The organism is Actinoplanes sp. TBRC 11911 (assembly GCF_012933445.1).
In the GTDB taxonomy this organism is placed as follows: Bacteria; Actinomycetota; Actinomycetes; order Mycobacteriales; family Micromonosporaceae; genus Actinoplanes.
In genome coordinates this window covers 14723-33034 of sequence record NZ_JABBNC010000058.1, presented here as the reverse complement: position 1 = coordinate 33034, position 18312 = coordinate 14723, and the positions used below count along the sequence as shown (strand labels likewise).

Genomic DNA, 18312 nt, shown 5'->3' with positions numbered 1-18312 from the left:
ACTACCAGGGGCGATGATCGATAACTACCGCGCCGTTATCCAGCACGGCATACGGCACGTCGCGGCGTGCCCTCTTTCTGATCATCTGCCGGGAGCAGGACGCTCCGGAGGTGCGCGACGTATGCCCGCATTTGAGGTCCTGACGATGGGACGCATCGGCGTCGACCTGTACCCCGAGCAGGTCGGTGTGTCGCTGCGGGAGGTCAAGACCTTCGCCAAGTTTCTGGGTGGGAGCGCGTCCAATGTGGCGGTCGCGGCGGCGCGGCACGGGCGGCGCAGCGCGGTGATCACCCGAACCGGGGACGATCCGTTCGGCGCGTTCCTGCATGATGCACTGCGCGGGTTCGGAGTCGATGACCGGTTTGTCACGCCGGTGCAAGGGCTGCCGACGCCGGTGACCTTCTGCGAGATCTTTCCGCCCGACGACTTCCCGCTCTATTTCTATCGCTATCCGAAGGCGCCGGACCTGGAGATCAAACCCGACGAACTCGATCTTGCGGCGATCAGAGACGCCGACATTTTCTGGATCACCGGTACGGGGCTTTCTCAGGAGCCGAGCAGGGAAGCGACGCTAAATGCTCTGAAATTTCGCAATAAGTCGGGCATCACCGTTTTTGACCTGGACTATCGACCCATGTTCTGGGAGAGCAGGGAAGAGGCCAGAAGGTGGTACGCCGAGGCCCTCCCGTACGCCACGGTGGCCGTCGGCAATCTCGACGAAGCGGAAACCGCGGTGGGCCGCCGCAAGCCCGCCGACGCCGCGCAAGCCCTGCACGACGCGGGCGTCGACCTGGCCGTCATCAAGCAGGGCCCGGCCGGCGTTCTGGCGTCGCAGCAGAAACAACAGGTCGAGGTCCCGCCGGTCCCCGTCCAGGTCGTCAACGGCTTGGGCGCCGGGGACGCGTTCGGCGGTGCCCTCTGCCACGCCCTGCTGTCCGGATGGGAACTCGAGGCGGCGATGCGCTTCGCCAACGCAGCCGGAGCCATCGTCGCCTCGCGCCTGTCCTGCGCCGATGCCATGCCTACCGAAAGCGAAGTGCACGCCCTGCTGAAAACCGGGAACGGGGAGACCACCGATGCCTGACCTGGACGCCCTGCTCGACGCGCGGACCCGCCGCCCGGCCGCGATCGCCGCCGCCGCCGCGGCCCGCCGCAGGCCGGCCACCCTCTTCGGACCGCACGGCAAACTCATGATCATCGCGGCCGACCATCCGGCGCGCGGCGCCTTGCGGGCCGGCACCGACCCGTTCGCCATGGCCAACCGGGTCGACCTGCTCGACCGGATCCAGAGCGCCCTGGAACGCCCCGGCGTCAACGGCGTGCTCGGCACCCCCGACATCCTCGAAGACCTTCTCTTACTGGGCGCGCTCGACGACAAAGTCGTGATCGGCTCGATGAACCGCGGCGGCCTCGCCGGCACCTCCTTCGAGATGGACGACCGGTTCACCGCCTACGACGCCGCCAGCATCGCCAGTGCCGGCTTCGAGGGCGGCAAGATGCTGCTGCGCATCGACCCCGACGACCCGGGCACGGTCAAAACGCTGGAAGCGTGCGGCGCCGCGATCGGCGCCCTCGCCGCCCATCACCGAATGGCCATGGTCGAGCCGTTCATCTCGCACCGCGTCGACGGGCGGGTGCGCAACGAGCTCACCGCCGACGCGATGATCCGCGCCTGTACGGTCGCGGCCGGTCTGGGGCCGACATCCGCGTACAGCTGGCTGAAGGTTCCGGTCGTCGCCGACATGGAACGGGTCATGTCCGCGACCACGCTCCCGGCGCTGATCCTCGGTGGGGACGCCGAGGCGGCGTACGGGGAATGGAGCAAGGCCTTGAGCCTGCCCACCGTGCAGGGTCTGGTGATCGGCCGTTCGTTGCTCTATCCGTCGGGCGGGACCGTGCGGGACGCGGTGGACCGGGCGGTGGGACTGCTATGAGAGCCCGGGTCAATCCGCTGATGCGCCGGGGGAGCACCGCCGTCAAGCCGTTCGAGATGGTGGTGACCCCGGAGAACGCGGGCTGGCACTACAGCAGCCTGCGCGTGCTGGATCTGGCGATCGGGGCGCGCGCGAGGTTCTACACCGGACCGGACGAGATGCTGGTGCTGCCGCTGTCCGGCAGCTGCGACGTGACCTGCGACGACGAGCGGATGACGCTGACCGGGCGGCGATCGGTGTTCTCCCGGGTCACCGATTTCGCGTACGTGCCGCGCGACTCCACGGTCACCGTGCGGGCGCCCAACGGCGGACGGTTCGCGCTGCCGGCCGCGCGCGCGTCGCGTCAGCTGCCGTTCCGGTACGGGCCGGCCGAGGACGTCGCGGTCGAGTTGCGCGGCGCCGGGCAGGCCAGCCGGCAGGTCAACAACTTCTGCACGCCGGAGGCGTTCGAGGCGGACCGGCTGATCGCGTGCGAGGTGCTGACGCCGGCCGGCAACTGGTCGTCGTACCCGCCGCACAAGCACGACGAGGTCGGCGACGGCGAGTCGAGCCTGGAGGAGATCTACTACTTCGAGGTGGCGCCCTCGCCGGCCGGGACCGCCGGGCACGCTTTCCAGCGCGTGTACGGGCATCCGGACCGGCCCATCGACGTGTGTGCCGAGGTGCGTTCCGGGGACGTCGTGCTCATCCCGTACGGCTGGCACGGGCCGTCGATGGCCGCGCCCGGCTACGACCTCTACTACCTCAACGTGATGGCCGGCCCCGGCGACCGGGAATGGCTGGTGCGCGACGACCCGGCGCACGGCTGGGTACGGACGAGTTGGGTGGACACACCGATCGACGAACGGCTGCCGCTGAGCACCGTCAAGGAAAGGACGCGTTCGTGAGACTCACCGTCGCTCAAGCTGTCGTGCGGTTCCTGGCCAACCAGTGGACCGAGCGCGACGGCGAGGAGCAGCGTTCGATCGCCGGTTGCTTCGGCATCTTCGGGCACGGCAACGTGGCCGGGGTCGGGCAAGCATTGCTGCAGGCCCAGCGTACCGGCGAGGCAGACCTTCCGTATCACCTCGCCCGCAACGAGCAGGCCATGGTGCATGCGGCGGTCGGCTACGCGCGGATGAAGAACCGGCTGTCCGCGATGGCGTGCACGGCGAGCATCGGGCCCGGGTCGACCAACATGCTCACCGGCGCGGCGCTGGCGACCGTGAACCGGATCCCGGTGCTGCTGCTGCCGTCGGACGTCTTCGCGACCCGGGTCGCCGCGCCGGTGCTGCAGGAGCTGGAAAGCCCGCAAGGCTACGACGTGAGCGTCAACGATGCGTTCCGGCCGCTGTCGCGGTTTTTTGACCGGGTCTGGCGGCCCGAGCAGCTGCCGGCCGCGTTGCTGGGGGCGATGCGGGTGCTGACCGATCCGGCGGACACCGGCGCGGTCACGATCTGCCTGCCGCAGGACGTGCAGGCCGAGGCGTACGACTTCCCGGATGAGCTGTTCCGGAAACGGGTCTGGCACGTCACGCGGCCGGTCGCCGAGCCCGATTTCGTCCAACGTGCCGCCGATATCATGAAAAATGCGCGCAGACCGCTGCTGATCGCGGGCGGCGGAGTCATCTACTCGGAAGCGTCGGCCGAACTGGACGGGTTCGCGCGCGCCACCGGCATTCCGGTCGCCGACACGCAGGCCGGCAAGGGCGCGCTGAGCTGGGATCACCCGAACTCGGTGGGCGGCGTCGGCTCCACCGGGACGCCGGTCGCGAACCGGCTGGCCCGCGAGGCGGATGTCGTGATCGGCGTCGGCACCCGATACAGCGATTTCACCACCGCTTCCCGTACGGCGTTCCAGAACCCGGACGTGCGATTCGTCAACATCAATGTGGCGAGATTCGACGCCGCCAAGGAGTCCGCGTATCCGATCGTGGCCGACGCCCGCAGCGGACTCGCCCTGTTGCAGGTCGCGCTCGGCGGGAGCCGCTGGCCGACGGACTACACCACGGATGTCGCGGCGTGGCAGGCGCGCGTGGACGAGGCGTACGGGATGGGTCATGGCCCGCTGCCCGCCCAGGCCGAGGTGATCGGGGTGGTGAACGAGGCCGCCGGTGAGCGGGACGTCGTCGTGCAGGCGGCCGGCAGCATGCCCGGGGACCTGCAGCTGCTGTGGCGCTCGCGCGATCCGAAGCAGTACCACGTCGAGTACGGCTACTCCTGCATGGGCTTCGAGATCGCCGGGGCGCTGGGGATCAAGATGGCCGACCCGGGCCGCGAGGTGTTCGCGCTGGTCGGCGACGGGTCGTACCTGATGATGTCGCAGGAGATCGTCACCTCGGTGGCCGAGGGCGTGAAGCTGATCGTCGTGCTGGTGCAGAACCAGGGATTCGCGTCGATCGGGGCGCTGTCCGAGTCGCTCGGCTCGCAGCGTTTCGGCACCAGCTACCGGTTCCGGTCGGACGATCAGGACTACGACGGGGCGTACCTGCCGGTGGATCTCGCGGCGAACGCGGAGAGCCTGGGCGCCTCGGTGATCCGCTGCCGGACCATCGCCGACCTGCGGGACGGGCTGAAAAGGGCCCGGGAGGCCGAGCGGACCACGGTCGTGCACATCGAGACCGATCCGCTCTCCCCGGTGCCGTCGTCCGAGTCATGGTGGGACGTGCCTGTATCCGAAATATCCGAATTGTCGACAACGCGGGCGGCTCGCGAGGCGTACGAGCAAGCCAAGCGTGACCAGCGGCTCTACCTCTAAAGGACAGCGAATGGCAACCATCGAACACTGGATCGGCGGACAGTACAGATCCGGCAGCTCCAACCGGCGCGGCCCGGTCTACAACCCGGCGACCGGCGAGCAGCAGCACGAGGTGGTGCTGGGCTCCATCGCCGACGTGGACGACGCCGTCGCCGCGGCCAAGACCGCCTTCGAGGAGTGGAGCCAGGCCTCCCTGAGCCGGCGTACGAAGGTCATGTTCGCCTTCCGGGAGCTGGTCAACGCGCGGACCAAGGAGCTTGCGGAGATCATCTCGGACGAGCACGGCAAGGTCATCTCGGACGCCGCCGGCGAGGTGCAGCGCGGCCTCGAGGTCGTCGAGTTCGCCTGCGGCATCCCGCAGCTGCTCAAGGGCGACTACTCCGACCAGGCCTCGACCGGCGTCGACGTGTTCAGCTTCCGCGAGCCGCTCGGCGTGTGCGCCGGCATCACCCCGTTCAACTTCCCGGCCATGGTGCCGATGTGGATGCATCCGGTGGCGATCGCCTGCGGCAACACCTTCGTGCTCAAGCCCAGCGAGCGGGACCCGTCCGCGTCGAACTACGTCGCCGGGCTGTGGCGTGAGGCCGGCCTGCCGGACGGAGTTTTCAACGTGGTGCACGGCGACAAGGAAGCGGTGGACGCTCTGCTGGCCCACCCCGACGTCGCGGCGGTCTCGTTCGTGGGCTCGACCCCTATCGCACGATATATCCATGACATGGCGTCTAAAACCGGCAAACGCGTGCAGGCGCTCGGCGGGGCGAAGAACCACGCGATCGTACTGCCCGACGCCGACCTCGACTTCGCCGCCGGGCATCTGACCGCTGCCGCGTTCGGGTCGGCCGGCGAGCGGTGCATGGCGATCTCCGCGGCCGTCGCGGTCGGTTCGGCCGGCGACGCGCTGATGGATCTGGTGTCCCGCAAGGCGTCCGACGTGGTGGTCGGGCCCGGGCGCGACCCGCGCAGTGAGATGGGCCCGGTGGTCACGGCCGCCGCCAAGCAGCGGATCGAGTCGCTGATCGGCACCGGCGAACAGCAGGGCGCGAAGGTACTGGTGGACGGGCGCGGGCTGCGCGTCCCGGGCCACGAGAACGGTTTCTGGGTCGGACCCACGGTGATCGACCAGGTGCAACCCGCCATGGACGTCTACACCGAGGAGATCTTCGGACCGGTTCTCTCCGTGGTGCGGGCCGACGACGTCGACTCCGCGATCAACCTCATCAACAGCAACCCGTACGGCAACGGCACGGCCATCTTCACCAGCAGCGGGGAGGCGGCCCGCACGTTCCAGCGCGGGGTGCACGTCGGCATGATCGGCATCAATGTCCCGATCCCGGTGCCGATGGCCTACTACTCGTTCGGCGGCTGGAAGGACTCACTCTTCGGCGACCGGCACATCCACGGTCCCGAGGGCGTCTCGTTCTACACCCGAGCCAAGGTCGTCACTTCGCGATGGCCGCATGTCACGTCGCCGGCGGATGCGTCACTGCATTTCCCGACGGCATCCTGATGCCCTTTTCTCCCCCTTGGAGGCTCATATGTGGAAAAGGATCACTGCGGTTGGCCTGGCGCTAGGGCTGGCCGTGACCGCGGGTGCGTGCAGTAGCTCCGGCGGCAAGAAGGCCGAGGAAGACAGCGCCGCGGTGACCGCGGGCAAGGCGAACACCCCCGCGATCACCATCGCCATGGTCACCCACGCGGCGCCCGGCGACACGTTCTGGGACATCATCCGCAAGGGTGCCGAGTCCGCGGCGGCGAAGGACAACGTCACGCTCAAGTACTCGTCCGACCCGACCTCGGCCAACCAGGCGAACCTGATCCAGAGCGCCATCGACAGCAAGGTGGACGGCATCGCGGTCACGCTGCCCGACCCACCGGCGCTGATCCCGGTGGTGAAGAAGGCGATCGCGGCCGGCATCCCGGTGATCGCGTTCAACGCCGGTATCACCTCGTTCGAGCAGTCCGGGGCGCTGGCGTACTTCGGCTCCGACGAGAGCGTCGCCGGTGAGGCGGCCGGCGCGCGGGCCAAGCAGGACGGCGCCAAGCACGTGCTCTGCGTCGTTCAGGAACAGGGTCAGGTGCAGCTCGAGGCCCGGTGCGACGGCGTCCAGAAGGGCTTCGGCGGCCAGTACGACAAGATCTACGTCAACGGCCGTGACGAGCCGTCGGTGCAGACCACCATCGCCGCCAAGCTGCAGCAGGACAAGAGCATCGACATGGTCATCACGCTCGGCGCGCCGTTCGCGCTGCGCGCCATCCAGTCGGTGAAGGACTCGGGCAGCAGCGCGAAGGTCGCCACCTTCGACTTCAACCCGCAGATCCCGGCGCAGATCAAGTCCGGTGCGCTGCAGTGGGCGATCGACCAGCAGCCGTTCCTGCAGGGCTACAGCGCCATCGACGGGATCTGGCTGTACAAGACCAACGGCAACATCCTCGGCGGTGGCAAGCCGACCCTGACCGGTCCGTACCTGGTGGACAAGGCCAACGTCGACTTCGTCGGCAAGTTCGCCGCGGCAGGCACACGATGACCACCCTTCAGACCCGGCCGGCCCCGGCGCCGGCACCCGACGAGCGGTACGCCCGCCGGTCTCTGCTGTCCCGGCTGCTCACCCGGCCGGAAGTGGGCGCACTGGTCGGCGCGATCGTCATCTACCTGGTGTTCTTCGCGGTCGCGCCGCCGTTCCGCCCGTTCGAGTCGCTGTCCTCGGTGCTGTACGTCAGCTCCACCTTCGGCATCCCGGCGGTGGCCGTGGCGCTGCTGATGATCGGCGGCGAGTTCGACCTGTCGGCCGGTGTCGCGGTCACGTCGTCGGCGCTGGTGGCGTCGATGTTCAGCTACCAGTTCACCACCAACATGTGGATCGGCGTGCTGGTCTCGCTCGCGGTGGCGCTGGCCGTCGGCTTCATCAACGGCTTGCTGGTGGTGAAGACGGGCATACCCAGCTTCCTGGTCACGCTCGGCACGTTCTTCATGCTGCGCGGGCTGAACCTGGCGCTGACCCGGTCGATCACCGGCAACGTCGCGACCAACGACGTGTCGAACATCGACGGCTTCAACTCGGCGCGGAAGGTGTTCGCGTCGTCGTTCTCGGTCGGCGGCGTCTCGATCCGGATCACGCTGCTCTGGTGGATCCTGTTCGTGATCATCGGCACCTACGTGCTGCTGCGCACCCGCATCGGTAACTGGATCTTCGCGGTCGGCGGCTCGGCGCCCAGCTCCCGCGCGGTCGGCGTGCCGGTCGCCCGGGTCAAGATCGGGCTGTTCATGGCGGTCGGCTTCATGGCCTGGTTCACCGGCATGCACATCCTGTTCGCGTTCAACACCGTGCAGTCCGGCGTCGGCATCGGCAACGAGTTCATCTACATCGTCGCGGCCGTGGTCGGCGGGTGCCTGCTCACCGGCGGGTACGGGTCGGTCATCGGAGCGGCGATCGGCGCCTTCATCTTCGGCATGGCCAACCAGGGCATCGTGTACGCCGGCTGGAACCCGGACTGGTTCTACTTCTTCCTGGGCGCGCTGCTGCTGGGCGCGATCCTGCTCAACAGTTTCGTCCGCAGACGAGCGGAGGCAATGCGGTGACGACTCCTTTGGTCCGCCTGACCGACGCGGGCAAGAACTACGGCAACATCATCGCGCTGACCGGCGTGAACCTGGAGGTGGGCGCCGGCGAGGTGACCTGCGTGCTCGGCGACAACGGCGCCGGCAAGTCCACGCTCATCAAGATCATCGCGGGTCTGCACCAGCACAGCCACGGCACGTACGAGGTGGAGGGCGGCGAGGTGCAGTTCAGCTCGCCGCGCGACGCCCTCGACCACGGCATCGCCACGGTCTACCAGGACCTGGCAGTGGTTCCGCTGATGCCGGTGTGGCGCAACTTCTTCCTCGGCAACGAGGTCAAGAAGGGGCTGTTCATGAACATCGACTTCATGCGGCGCACCACCAAGAAGGAACTGCTCGACATGGGCATCGACCTGCGCGACGTCGACCAGCCGATCGGGACGCTCTCCGGCGGCGAGCGGCAGTGCGTGGCGATCTCGCGGGCCGTCTACTTCGGTGCGAAGGTGCTGATCCTCGACGAGCCCACCGCCGCCCTCGGTGTCAAGCAGTCCGGTGTCGTGCTGCGGTACATCATCCAGGCCCGTGAACGTGGGCTCGGCGTCATCTTCATCACCCACAACCCGCATCACGCGTACCCGGTCGGCGACCGGTTCCTGCTGCTCAAGCGCGGGCAGAGCCTCGGCTACTACCGCAAGAGCGAGATCACCCGCGACGAGCTGACGGCCTTGATGGCCGGCGGCGCGGAGCTGGAGGAGCTCAGCCACGAGCTGCAGAACGCGGGCGCCGATTCCGCGGCGGCCGCGAAGATGCTCGGCGAGGAGGTTCACGAATTGGGCATCGACCGCATCTCTTCAGGGTCTTCAGGGGAAAAGTCGTGACAAGACCGAATTTGCGGCTGGGCTCCTGTCCCGACTCGTGGGGCGTCTGGTTCGCCGACGACCCGCGGCAGACACCGTGGCAGCGCTTCCTCGACGAGCTGTCCGGGGTCGGCTACGAGTGGCTGGAGCTCGGTCCGTACGGCTATCTGCCTACCGACCCGGCCCGGCTCGCCGACGAGCTGGCGAGTCGCAACCTGCGGGTGTCCGGCGGGACGATGCACGGATACAGCGGGCTGCACCGGGCCGGGGAGTTCGCCGAGATCCTGTCCAAGACCCGTCCGGTCGCCGAGCTCACCGCCGCGCTCGGCGCCCACGACCTGGTGTTCGTGCCGGTCCCGGGCTATCGCGACGACGTGACCGGCGCCTACCTGGAGCCGGGCACGCTCGACGACGACGGGTGGAAGACGCTGATCCGCAGCACCAGCGACCTCGGGCGCGCTCTGGCCGAGGAGTACGGGCTGCGGCTTCAGTTCCACCACCACGCGGACAGCTACGTGGAGACCCGGCCGCAGATCGACCGGCTCCTCGCCGAGACGGATCCCCGGTTCGTCTCGCTCTGCCTGGACACCGGCCATCTCGCGTACGGGGGTGGGGAGGCGGCCCACCTGATCGAGGACCACCCGGACCGCATCGGCTATCTGCACATCAAACAGATGGATCCGGCGATCATCACCCGGGCGCGGGGCGAGGACCTCGCGTTCGGGCAGGCGGTGGCGCTCGGCGTGAGCTGTGAGCCGCCGGCCGGGGTGCCGGAGATCCCGTCGGTGGTGCGGGCGCTCGACAAGCGGGGCACCGACACGTTCGTCATCGTCGAGCAGGACATGTACCCGGTGGACTTCGACATCCCCGCGGGGGTGGCCGCGCGCACCCGGTCCTACCTGCGCGACTGCGGAATCGGAGTACGGGCATGATCCGGGTCGGGGTGATCGGAACCGGCATGATCGGCCAGGACCACATCCGGCGGATGACCTCGGTGCTGTCCGGCGTCGAGGTCACCGCGGTCACCGACGTGGACGCGGCGGTGGCCGGCGAGATCGGCGCTCGCATCGGGGCGTCGGTCTTCCCCGACGGCGCTTCACTGATCGCCTCGCCCGAGGTGGACGCGGTGGTGGTGTGCTCCTGGGGGCCGACGCACGAGGAGTACGTGCTGGCGTCGATCGCGGCGGGCAAGCCGGTCTTCTGCGAGAAGCCGCTGGCCACCACCCGGGAGGCGTGCCAGCGCATCGTCGAGGCCGAGGTGGCGTACGGGAATCGGCTTGTGCAGGTGGGTTATATGCGCCGCTACGACTTCGCCTACCGCGCGCTCAAGATGGCCCTCGACCGCGGCGACATCGGCACGCCGCTGATGATGCACTGCGCGCACCGCAACGCGAGCGTGCCGTCGTTCTTCACGAAGGAGATGGCGATCACCGACTCGGCGGTGCACGAGCTCGACATGGTGCGCTGGATGTTCGGCGCCGAGATCGCGGCCGTGCGGGTGCTGGAGCCGCGCCGCAACCGGCACGGCGGTGAGCTGCAGGATCCGCTGTTCGTGCTGCTCGAGATGGACAACGAGGTCCTGGTCGACGTCGAGGTCTCGGTCAACATCCGGTACGGGTACGACATCCGCGGCGAGATCGTGGGGGAGGACGGCACGGCATCGCTCGGCTCACCCCACCCCCTTTCCGTACGCCGGGACGGACAGAACTCGACGCCGGTGCCGGCCGACTGGCGCGAACGATTCCTGCAGGCGTACGACGTGGAATTCCAGGAGTGGATCCACGCGATCGCCGGCGGTGGCCGTCCGCTCGGGCCCAGCGCGTGGGACGGCTACGCGGCGGCCGTGGCCTCGGACGCCGGCGTCGACGCGTTACGCAGCGGAGAGCGGGTGACGGTGTCGCTCGCCGAGAAGCCCAAGCTCTACCTGGAGTCGTCGTGAAGATCGCCCTCGATCCGTACATGCTGCGCAACGTGCCGTTGCTGGACCTGCCGCGGGTGGTGGCGGACCTCGGATACCACTACATCGAGATGTCGCCACGGGACGATTTCCTGCCGTTCTTCCTGCACCCCCGGGTGTCGTCGGCGGAGGTGGCGGCGTTCAAGAAGGCCCTCTCGGCGGCCCAGGTGGAGATCGCGTCGGTGCTGCCGCTCTACCGCTGGTCCGGTCCTTCCGAGGACGAGCGGCAGGCCGCGGTGCGATATTGGAAACGGGCCATTCAGATCGCCGTCGACCTCGATGTGCGGGTGATGAACTCGGAGTTCAACGGCCGCCCGTCGCACCCGTCGTCGTCCGAGGCGGCGTTTTGGCGGTCTATGGACGAACTTTTACCGATATTTGAGCGTGAAGACGTACGGCTCGTCCTGGAACCGCATCCGGACGACTTCGTGGAGGACGGCATCGCCGGGGTGAACCTGGTCCGCGGCATCAACTCGGATCTGGTGTCCTTCCTGTACTGCGCGCCGCACACGTTCCACCAGGGCGGCGATCTGGCCGCGGTGATGCGGTACGCGGGGCCGCTGCTCACCCAGGTGCACATCGCCGACTCGTTCGACCATCGTGGATCGTCCGGCCTGCGGTACATCGTGAATCCGCCGGGCTCCACCGCACGCGTCCACCAGCACCTGGACATCGGCCAGGGCGAGGTCGACTGGGACCTGTTCTTCCGCACGCTGACCGAGGTGGGCTTCGACGGCATCGCGACGGTGTGCGTGTTCGCCTGGGAGGAACGGGCCGAGGACAGCGGCCGCTACAACCTCTCGCAGGTCAATCAATATCTGCAGAAGTACGCCGGAAAACGTTAGCTTTTGCGTTATCGGCCGCCGGGGTGAATGCATTCAGGACTGATCTGCGCGTTACGTAGTTCAATTCCCGTACGAAATTCTCTGTGGCTTGTGTCCTATGCTCAGCCGACCTTGTCGTGGGTAGCCTTCCGGAATCCACGATGGAGTGCTCGGAAGGCTACGCTAAGCATGAGACGTGTGGGGATTGTCGGCGCGGCCGCGAGTCTGCCGGAACGCGTGGTGACCACCGAGGAACTGCAGGACCAGGTGGTCTCGGCCAGCGGCTTGCCGCTTCGGCGGGGTGTGTTCGAGCGGGCGACGGGGATCCGGCGGCGCCGTGTCGCCCGGCCCGACGAGCAGGCGTCGACTCTCGCGGTCCGGGCGGCCCGATCCCTGCTTCGCGACGTTCCGGACGGGCCGGACGTCGATGTGCTGATCTTCGCCTCGGCGTCACGCGACCGTGCCGAGCCGGCCACCGCGCACATCGTCCAGGCCGAACTGGGCACCTCGGCGCACGTTTTCGACATCAACAACGCCTGCAACAGCCTCCTCAACGGCATCGACGTGGCACGAGCGTTGATCCTCGCCGATCGGGCGCGGCGGGTGCTGGTGGTGTCCGGGGAGACACCGACGCGAGCCATGCGCTGGCAGCCGGACAGCGTCGAGCAGGCCAAGGATTCCTTCGCCGGCTACACGTTCGGCGACGGCGGGGCGGCACTGCTGATCGAGGAGGTCACCAGCGGGGGCATCGGCCGGATCCAAACCGACACCTTCTCCGAATATTGGGAGGTGGGCGGCATCGCCGGCGCCGGCTCCCAGCACCCGCGCGGTGACGAGCACACCTACTTCTACGGTGACGGCGCCGAGCTGCGCGACATCTTCGAGAAGGTCGCCCGGACCATCGTTACCGCCTTCGACTGGGGTCACTACGCCAAGGTGCTCGTGCACCAGGTGACCTTGCCCTATCTCAATCAGTTCGTCGAGGCGGCCGGCGTACCCCCGGAGAAGCTGGTGCTGACGCTCCCGGAACTCGGCAACATGGCCAGCGCGACGCTCGGCGTGCAACTCGCCCGCGTCTTCGACGACCTGCCGTCCGGGGCGAAGGTCCTGTTTGTGGGATTGGGCGGCGGCATCAGCGTCATGACCATGGAATGGGAGAAGGCGTGACGAACCGCGCCCGCCGCCGTGACCGCCGGGTCTATCTCCGCAGCCATCCCATCCTGTTCATGATGCTGGCGATCGCTCGCCGCCGCACGGTCCTGCGCATCGGCCGCACGGTGATCGTCAACGGGACCGACGAGTACCGGGAGGCGTTGACCCGCCTGCCGATCGACCGGACGGCCAAGGGCACCACCGGCGGCAGCGCCGATCTGCTGTCGCAGGGGCGGCAGCTGTTCAACGAGGACCACGCGGGTCATCGGGAAAGCCGGCGCGCCGCGGCGCAGCTTTTCGGATCCGATGGGGTCGCCCGGGTTCGTCCCCTCTGGCTGGAGGTGTTGCGCCGCAGGTCGGCGCCGCTCGCCGACGGAAAGGCCATCGATGTGGTGGGCGCGACGCGTGAGGTCGCCAGTGTCACCGCGGCCGCGTTGCTCGGCCTGCCGGGCGGCGGCGAGTCGTTGGCCGTCGCCGCCGCCGACGCCGCCTCGCGGACGATCCGCGACGAGATCCTCAGCTTCGGCCGCCGAGGTCCGCGCCGGTCCACGCGAGCGGCGGTGGCGCGGCTGTTCGGCCTGGTGAACGCCTCCACCCTCGATCAGGGCATGGCCGGTGTCACGGCCATCGCCGCGACGACCACGATGATGGCGGCACTGCCGCGCGCGGTCGCGTGGTGCGCGGACGAGGGCCTCTGGGGGCATGCCGCCGACCCGGGCACCCGCGACGCCTTGGTGGACGAGCTGCTGCGGGTGATCGCCCCGACCCCGATGCTGCCCCGGGCGGCCGCCGCCGACGGCACGATCGGGCGGTGCCCGGTCCACCAGGGCGACCGGCTCTTCCTGGTGAACCGGCACGCCGCCGAGTCGTACCGGATCGGGCCCGACCCCGGGAATCCGCGGCCGTCGCGGGTCTCGCATCTGATCTTCGGCGCCGGGCCGCACACCTGTCCCGGAGCATTGCTGGCGCGCACGCAGCTCGCCGACGCGCTGGCCATGCTGGCGCCGTACCGCCCGGTGGTGGTGCGGGCGCGGGCCGACCGGCGGGCCGCCTTTCCCGGTTGGGCGGCGCTGCGGCTGCGGGCCGGGACGGCGTGAACCGGCCGTACGACCTGCTCCGGCGCCACGCGCAGGAATTCGGTGACGCGAAGCCGGCGCTGATCTTCTCCGGCGGCCGGACCGAGACCTATCCGGGGCTGGTCGCAAGAATCGACGAGCACGCCGCGCGGCTGTCCGCGGCCGGCATCGGCCGCGGCACCCGCACCATCGTGATGGTGCCCGTCCGGCCGGAACTGGTCGCCGTCCTGTTCGCCCTGTTCAAGCTGGGCGCGGTGCCGGTCGTCGTGGACCCCGGCATGGGGCTGGGCCGGATGCTCTACAGCTACCGCACCACGGGTGCCGAGGCCTTCGTCGGTGTTCCGGCGGCCCACCTCATCCGGCTGCTGTACCGCCGTACCTTCCGCGGCCTGCGTTCAGTGGTCACGGTCAGGACTCGCCGGTCCGGTGCCTCGGCGGCCCCGGCCGCCGAGGCGGTGGTCGAGGCCGGGGACCCGTTGCTGATCGCCTTCACGACCGGAAGCACCGGACCGGCCAAGGGCGTCGAGTTCACCTACGAGTTGCTGGACGCGACGCTGGCGCACGCGAGCGACGGCCGTTTCGGCCACGACGCCTCGGATATCTGCCTCGCCACGTCGCTGTCGTTCGGCCTCACGCACCTGCTGGCCGGCGCGACCTGTGTCTTTCCCGACATCGACTACGGCCGCATCGCCCGGACCGACCCGGCTCTCCTGGCCGAGGCGGTCGAACGGTTCGGGGCCACGGTGATGTTCGGTTCACCAGCCCTTCTCGACCCGCTCGCCCGCCACGCGAGCGCGGGTGACCGGCGTCTTCGCTCGCTGCGACGCGTCATCACCGGCGGAGCCCCGGCCTCGCCCGAGAGCATGGCGATGCTGGAAGCCAAGCTCGCTCCGTCCGGCACCCGCATCACCGTCGCGTACGGCGCCACGGAAGTCGTGCCGATCACCACCATCGAGATCGCCGAGCTCCGCGAGAGGACCTGGGACGACACCCGAACCGGCGCGGGAACGTGCGTGGGCAGGCCGGTGAACGGCGTCTCGCTGCGTGTCATCCGCGCTGTCGACGTGCCACTGCCCGACTGGTCGCGGGCCGAGCCCCTGCCGGACGGCGAGATTGGCGAGATCGTGGTCAGCGGCCCCGCGGTGAGCCGCCACTACACGACGCCGGCCTCGGCCGACCGGGACCACAAGATCGCCGACGGCTCCCGGGTCTGGCACCGCACCGGGGACGTCGGCCGGATCGACGAAGCCGGCCGGGTGTGGCTGTGCGGCCGCAAGCGAGACATTGTGCGCACCGACGCCGGGCCGTTGTACACGGTGCAATGCGAGGGCGTGTTCGACGCGCACCCCGACGTACGCCGCAGCGCGTTGGTCGGGGTAGGCCGCCGCCCGGTCGTCTGTATCGAGCTGCGCCGTGGCGCCGGTGACCGTCCTCGCATCGTGCGGGAGCTCACCGAGCTCGCCGAGCGGCATCCGGTGACCAAGGGAATCGACCGATTCCTCTTTCATCCGTCGTTTCCGGTCGATCCTCGCCACAACGCCAAGATCGATCACGAGCGGCTGGCCGTCTGGGCCGCGCGGAAAGGGGACCGCCGATGACGACGCGCCGTCATCGCGCGATCTCGCCGGTCGAGTGGGGCTACCTGGCCGTCAGCGAGCTCCGTCCGCCCCAGGTCATCCAGCTCGTCGTGACCGGCGCGGGCCGGTTGCACCGCGACGAGTGGGAACGGGCGGCAACCCTCGCGTCGGCCGCCACACCGGGCACCCGGCTCGTGCGGCGCGGCCGCTACTGGTCGGACACCGGCCGTCCCTCGCCGGTGCGGCTGGTCACCGGCCTCGACAGTGCGCTGCGGCGCTCGCTGGACCCGCACCACGGGCCCGCCAGCGAGATCTACCTGGCGGACGGCGACCCGGCCACCGTCGTCTTCCGCATCGATCATTCCGTCATGGATGCCCGCGGCACGTTCCTCTGGGTGGACAACGTCTTCCGGGCGCTCCGCGGCGAGCGGCCGGAGCCGGCCGCCTCGGTGCTTACCGAGAGCACTCTGCTCGACGAGCTCGGTCCACGCCGGGTACGGACGCACCCGGCGATGTCCTGGTCGTCACCCCTGACCGATGCCGGTGCGGCGGCGCCCACCGGGCGGTTCGGCTGGATCCGCCGGACGCTTCCGGGCCGCTTCCCGGGGTTCGTCGCCCGGCTCTCGGTCGCCGTGGCCCGGGTGATCGGCAACCCCGCTCGCATCATGGTTCCCGTGGACCTTCGACGGCACGCACCCCACGTCTCGTCGACCGCCAACCTCAGCCTGCCGCTGTTTCTCGACGTCGAGGCCGGCGAGTCCTGGCGACGCGCACACCGGCGGCTGCTGCTCAAGATGGCGCGGCGCGAGGAGCTCGCCCTCGGCATGGCGGAACGAGTCGCCGGACGGCTGCCGCTGCCACTCGCGCGTGCCGGCCTGCGCGCCGTCGACCGGTACAGCCTCCGGCAGGGCCGCTACATATGCTCCGCGCTCATCTCGCACCCCGGCCGTGTCAACCTCAGCGGCTTCTCGTCGCCGTCGTTCGGCGCGACCTCGGTCCACTGGCTACCCACACACGCGCCCTTCGTTCCGCTTTCGTTCGTGGTCACGGAGACGGCAGAGGTCACGGAGGTCGTCATGTCGCATTCGGAGTCCCAGCGTGCCCACGCGGAAACGCTGTTCGCCGATTTCCTGGCGGCGCTGCCGCGATGACCGTGTTCACCGTGGCGGATCTGCTGGCGCGGCCCGGCGACGCGGAGGCGGTCGTGTCCGACTCCGTCACGTGGACCTTCCGTGACCTGGCCGCCGTCGCCGACCGGTGCGCCGCTCTGCTGTCCGAGCGCGGCGTCGGACCGGGGGACCGGGTCGCGCTGCTGCTGCCGAACTCGCCACACTGCCTCGCGTGGTTCTTCGGCGCCCTGCGGGCCGGCGCGGTCGCCGTCATCATTCACACCTCGCTGACCCGGGGGCAGATCGACCACATTCTCGACGACGCCGAGGTCAAGGGGCTGGTGGCCGGCGTCGGCACGCGCAAACGACTCGGCTTCGACGGCGCCGGCCCGTATCCCGTTCTGGACGTCCTCGACGTCGATCATGCAGCGCCACCGGCGCCGCTGCCACCGGTCATCGGCGGGCAGCTGGCCGCTCTCATCTACACCTCCGGCTCCACGGGCAAGGCCAAGGGGGTGATGGTCACCCATGCGAATCTGCTAGCCGGAGCCCGCATCGTCGCGTCCTATCTCGGGCTCGGCGCCGGCGATCGAACCTTGGCCGCGCTGCCGTGGAGCTTCGACGCCGGTCTGAACCAGGTGCTGGCGACGTTCTGGGCCGGCGGGACGGTCGTCATCCCCCGCTCGGCGGCCGGCCCGGACGTCTCCCGGGCGTTGCGCCGCCACCGGGTGACCGGCCTGGCCGGCGTGCCGACGCTGTGGCGTCTGCTGACCCCGTTCCTCACGACGAGCCTTCCGGACCTGCGCTACATCACCAACACCGGCGGTGTGTTCCCGGCCGCCGACCTGGACCGGATCCGAGCGGCTCAGTCCCACCTCGCCGTATATCTCATGTACGGGCTGACCGAGGCCTTCCGGTCCACCTACCTCTCGCCGGAGCAGATCGATCGGCGTCCCGGCTCCATCGGCCGGCCCATCCCGGACACCGAGATCCTGGTGCTCGACGACGACGGCCGCCCCTGTGGTCCGGGTGAGGTCGGCGAGCTCGTCCATCGCGGGCCGACCGTGACGGCGGGTTACTGGCGCCGTCCCGGCGATACCGCCCGGGTCTTCCGGCCCTACCCGTTCGCCCCGCCGGGGGCGGTGACCGAGTTCGTCGTGCACTCCGGCGACTACGTCCGTCGTGACGAGGACGGCTACCTCTACTACGTCGGCCGGCGTGACGAGCAGTTCAAGTCCCGCGGGTTCCGCACCAGCCCCACCGAGGTAGAGGACGTGATTATGGCGTTCCCCCTGGTCTTCGAGACGGTGGTGTTCGCCCGGACCGGCGGCGGCACCGAACCGGAGATCGTCGCCGTGGTGGTTCCCGCCGACCCGGTCGGCTTCGACGTCGGCGCCCTCGAGGATCACTGCCGGCGGGCGCTGGCGGCACACCAGCAACCGACGCGGTTCCACATCGCCCAGACTCTGCCCCGTACCTCGTCCGGCAAGATCGACCGCGCGGCCGTGCGCGCCCGCGCCGAGCGGGATTAGC

16 protein-coding genes are annotated in these 18312 nt (G+C 69.4%); all 16 read left to right on the top strand.

Annotation, left to right across the window (positions count from 1 at the left end; genetic code table 11):
- Nucleotides 1-121 precede the first annotated feature (121 nt).
- The 16 genes from iolC to HH310_RS42010 all read left to right on the top strand — a co-directional run bounded on the left by iolC (nt 122) and on the right by HH310_RS42010 (nt 18311).
- A complete protein-coding gene (iolC, locus tag HH310_RS42085) occupies nt 122-1084 on the top strand; it encodes a 5-dehydro-2-deoxygluconokinase (protein ID WP_169181378.1) in 963 nt (320 codons plus the stop codon).
- Nucleotides 1077-1934: an aldolase gene (locus tag HH310_RS42080; RefSeq protein ID WP_169181377.1), complete on the top strand. Its 858-nt coding sequence runs from the start codon at nt 1077-1079 to the stop codon at nt 1932-1934. Before iolC ends, HH310_RS42080 begins: the two co-directional genes overlap by 8 nt.
- Nucleotides 1931-2821, top strand: a complete 891-nt coding sequence (gene iolB / locus HH310_RS42075; RefSeq protein ID WP_169181376.1) for a 5-deoxy-glucuronate isomerase — start codon at nt 1931-1933, stop codon at nt 2819-2821. The genes HH310_RS42080 and iolB overlap by 4 nt, the downstream gene beginning before the upstream one ends.
- Nucleotides 2818-4671, top strand: a complete 1854-nt coding sequence (gene iolD / locus HH310_RS42070; protein WP_312034672.1) for a 3D-(3,5/4)-trihydroxycyclohexane-1,2-dione acylhydrolase (decyclizing) — start codon at nt 2818-2820, stop codon at nt 4669-4671. The genes iolB and iolD overlap by 4 nt, the downstream gene beginning before the upstream one ends.
- A 10-nt stretch (nt 4672-4681) precedes the next feature.
- Nucleotides 4682-6178 carry a CoA-acylating methylmalonate-semialdehyde dehydrogenase gene (locus HH310_RS42065; RefSeq protein ID WP_169181374.1) on the top strand — a complete coding sequence of 499 codons (1497 nt, stop codon included), beginning with the start codon at nt 4682-4684 and terminating at the stop codon, nt 6176-6178.
- Nucleotides 6179-6206: 28 nt separating this feature from the next.
- Nucleotides 6207-7196, top strand: coding sequence for a sugar ABC transporter substrate-binding protein (locus HH310_RS42060; protein WP_169181373.1), 990 nt, complete (start codon nt 6207-6209; stop codon nt 7194-7196).
- The gene (locus tag HH310_RS42055) at nt 7193-8248 is read left to right on the top strand and encodes an ABC transporter permease (RefSeq protein WP_169181372.1); all 1056 of its coding nucleotides are present in this window, start codon (nt 7193-7195) and stop codon (nt 8246-8248) included. The genes HH310_RS42060 and HH310_RS42055 overlap by 4 nt, the downstream gene beginning before the upstream one ends.
- A complete protein-coding gene (locus tag HH310_RS42050; RefSeq protein ID WP_169181371.1) occupies nt 8245-9105 on the top strand; it encodes an ATP-binding cassette domain-containing protein in 861 nt (286 codons plus the stop codon). Before HH310_RS42055 ends, HH310_RS42050 begins: the two co-directional genes overlap by 4 nt.
- Nucleotides 9102-10016 carry a TIM barrel protein gene (locus tag HH310_RS42045; RefSeq protein WP_169181370.1) on the top strand — a complete coding sequence of 305 codons (915 nt, stop codon included), beginning with the start codon at nt 9102-9104 and terminating at the stop codon, nt 10014-10016. Before HH310_RS42050 ends, HH310_RS42045 begins: the two co-directional genes overlap by 4 nt.
- Nucleotides 10013-11023, top strand: coding sequence for a Gfo/Idh/MocA family protein (locus tag HH310_RS42040; protein WP_169181369.1), 1011 nt, complete (start codon nt 10013-10015; stop codon nt 11021-11023). Before HH310_RS42045 ends, HH310_RS42040 begins: the two co-directional genes overlap by 4 nt.
- On the top strand, nt 11020-11886 hold the full coding sequence (locus HH310_RS42035; protein WP_169181368.1) for a sugar phosphate isomerase/epimerase: 867 nt from the start codon (nt 11020-11022) through the stop codon (nt 11884-11886). The genes HH310_RS42040 and HH310_RS42035 overlap by 4 nt, the downstream gene beginning before the upstream one ends.
- Nucleotides 11887-12054: 168 nt before the next feature.
- Complete coding sequence (locus HH310_RS42030; protein ID WP_169181367.1) at nt 12055-13032, top strand: 3-oxoacyl-ACP synthase III family protein; 978 nt, start codon at nt 12055-12057, stop codon at nt 13030-13032.
- Nucleotides 13029-14114 (top strand): cytochrome P450, encoded by a 1086-nt coding sequence (locus HH310_RS42025; RefSeq protein WP_312034670.1) that lies wholly within the window; start codon nt 13029-13031, stop codon nt 14112-14114. The genes HH310_RS42030 and HH310_RS42025 overlap by 4 nt, the downstream gene beginning before the upstream one ends.
- Nucleotides 14111-15691, top strand: a complete 1581-nt coding sequence (locus HH310_RS42020; protein WP_169181365.1) for a fatty acid CoA ligase family protein — start codon at nt 14111-14113, stop codon at nt 15689-15691. Before HH310_RS42025 ends, HH310_RS42020 begins: the two co-directional genes overlap by 4 nt.
- Nucleotides 15688-16821: a hypothetical protein gene (locus tag HH310_RS42015; RefSeq protein WP_169181364.1), complete on the top strand. Its 1134-nt coding sequence runs from the start codon at nt 15688-15690 to the stop codon at nt 16819-16821. The genes HH310_RS42020 and HH310_RS42015 overlap by 4 nt, the downstream gene beginning before the upstream one ends.
- Nucleotides 16818-18311, top strand: coding sequence for an AMP-binding protein (locus HH310_RS42010; protein ID WP_169181363.1), 1494 nt, complete (start codon nt 16818-16820; stop codon nt 18309-18311). Before HH310_RS42015 ends, HH310_RS42010 begins: the two co-directional genes overlap by 4 nt.
- The last annotated feature ends 1 nt before the right edge of the window (nt 18312 follow it).

Excerpts from the sequence above, each read along its gene's own strand:
- iolC (WP_169181378.1), top strand. The coding sequence starts at position 122 with ATGCCCGCATTTGAGGTCCTGACGATGGGACGCATCGGCGTCGACCTG.
- HH310_RS42080 (WP_169181377.1), top strand. The coding sequence starts at position 1,077 with ATGCCTGACCTGGACGCCCTGCTCGACGCGCGGACCCGCCGCCCGGCC.
- iolB (WP_169181376.1), top strand. The coding sequence starts at position 1,931 with ATGAGAGCCCGGGTCAATCCGCTGATGCGCCGGGGGAGCACCGCCGTC.
- HH310_RS42065 (WP_169181374.1), top strand. The coding sequence starts at position 4,682 with ATGGCAACCATCGAACACTGGATCGGCGGACAGTACAGATCCGGCAGC.
- HH310_RS42060 (WP_169181373.1), top strand. The coding sequence starts at position 6,207 with ATGTGGAAAAGGATCACTGCGGTTGGCCTGGCGCTAGGGCTGGCCGTG.
- HH310_RS42055 (WP_169181372.1), top strand. The coding sequence starts at position 7,193 with ATGACCACCCTTCAGACCCGGCCGGCCCCGGCGCCGGCACCCGACGAG.
- HH310_RS42040 (WP_169181369.1), top strand. The coding sequence starts at position 10,013 with ATGATCCGGGTCGGGGTGATCGGAACCGGCATGATCGGCCAGGACCAC.
- HH310_RS42030 (WP_169181367.1), top strand. The coding sequence starts at position 12,055 with ATGAGACGTGTGGGGATTGTCGGCGCGGCCGCGAGTCTGCCGGAACGC.
- HH310_RS42015 (WP_169181364.1), top strand. The coding sequence starts at position 15,688 with ATGACGACGCGCCGTCATCGCGCGATCTCGCCGGTCGAGTGGGGCTAC.
- HH310_RS42010 (WP_169181363.1), top strand. The coding sequence starts at position 16,818 with ATGACCGTGTTCACCGTGGCGGATCTGCTGGCGCGGCCCGGCGACGCG.